2 protein-coding genes are annotated in these 1,658 nt (G+C 67.7%); one reads left to right on the top strand and one right to left on the bottom strand.

The features are described 5' to 3' along the window. A partial coding sequence (locus HUK84_RS17255; protein WP_246285759.1) for a lyase family protein occupies positions 1-732 on the bottom strand: 732 nt, incomplete at its 3' end. Positions 733-973: 241 nt separating this feature from the next. On the opposite strand from HUK84_RS17255, the gene HUK84_RS17260 reads away from it, so the two are divergent. Continuing rightward, positions 974-1,651, top strand: coding sequence for a preprotein translocase subunit YajC (locus HUK84_RS17260; RefSeq protein ID WP_246285760.1), 678 nt, complete (start codon positions 974-976; stop codon positions 1,649-1,651). The last annotated feature ends 7 nt before the right edge of the window (positions 1,652-1,658 follow it).

A 1,658-nucleotide genomic window follows, 5' to 3' on the forward strand; every position in this document is an offset into this window, starting at 1 on the left:
GGCATTGATGCCGGTCCCCACCGCGGTGCCGCCCAGCGCCAGCCGATACAAGGCCGGCAGCGCCGCCCCCAGCCGCTCCAGCGCCTCATCCAGCATCCCGACATAGCCCGACCATTCCTGGCCCAGCGTCAGCGGCGTCGCATCCTGCATATGGGTCCGCCCGATCTTGACGATATCCGCCCAGGCCCGGGCCTTGGCGTCGATCGCGTCGCGCAGCGCCGTCACTTCGGGCTCCAGCCGCCGCACCACCCCCAGCGCCGCCGCGACATGCATCGCGCTGGGAAACGTATCGTTCGAGGATTGCGACATGTTGACATGGTCGTTGGGATGAACCGGGCTCTTGCTGCCCAGCGCGGTGCCGGCCATCTGGCAGCACCGGTTCGCGATCACCTCGTTGACATTCATGTTGAATTGCGTGCCGCTGCCGGTCATCCAGACATGCAGCGGGAACATGTCCCGGTGCCGTCCGGCCAGGATCTCGTCGCAAGCCCGGCAGATCAGCCCCGCCGCCTCTTCGGACAAATTCCGGCCGTCGCGATTGGCAAGGGCCGACGCCTTCTTGATGATCGCATAGGCATCGACCATCTCGGCCGGCATCAAATCCCGCCCGATGCTGAAATATTCCAGCGAACGCTGCGTCTGCGCGCCCCACAGCCGGTCGGCGGGCACCGCAACCGGCCCCAGGCTGTCCGTTTCTATCCGCGTTCCAGGTTCCACCGGCGTCCCCGACATGACCGTTCCTTCCCTTCCCGGACATGATACCGTCACCATGGCCGCCGGCCCGGATCTCCATCGTCCGGACCGCCACTACGGATCAAACGCAATCCCCACAAGGGGGATCCTTGGGGGGATCCAGCCGGGAGAATCCCGGGGGCGACCTGTCCCGGCAGGATGCGCGCCACCTTGACAGATCGCCGCAGGATAAGAACATGACATCGTTCCATTTTCCGGACGAGGAAGGACGAGAATGCACATGTCGGCTCCCACGAAAGCACGCGGCGCTTCCCGCATCCTCCCTGTCATGCGGCTCGCGGGCATGTTTCTCGCGGGGGCAGGGGCGGCCCTGTCCGCGACGGCCGCGCACGACGCGCGCGCCCAGGCCTCGGCCATCACCGGCAACCAGATCGCCACCGGCACGGTCGAGACGGTCGATCCGGCCACCGGTACGGTGCTGCTGCGCGACCAGGCGGGTAGCCTGGTCACGGTGCACATCCCGCGAGGCGCCCGCCACCTGCCCCGCGTACAGCCGGGGGACAAGATCCGCATCCGCTTCTTCCAGACGATCGCCGCCGACATCGCGGCCCCCGGCAGCCCGATGCCGGAATCAACGGTCAGTTCGGCCCAGGGCCTGGCCAACCGCCACCCCCACGGCACCATGATCTCCTTTCGCCGCGAACGGGTGCGAATCCTGGCGATCGACGCGCCGCACCATATCGTCACCGTCATCGACCCGGCACAGATGACCCGCACCGTGACCGTACGGGAAAAGCCGATGCAGGACCTGCTGGCCACGCTCAAGGTCGGGGACCAGGTCGATATCACGACCATGGACGCGGTTTCATTCACCGTCACCAACCGGGTCGTCACCCCCTCGGCAACCGTGACCGAACACGCGGGCCGGCCGGCCGGCGGCACGCCGCCCGGCCCCTGACCCCACG

It is taken from the genome of Nguyenibacter vanlangensis (assembly GCF_013376155.1).
GTDB lineage: Bacteria > Pseudomonadota > Alphaproteobacteria > Acetobacterales > Acetobacteraceae > Gluconacetobacter > Gluconacetobacter vanlangensis.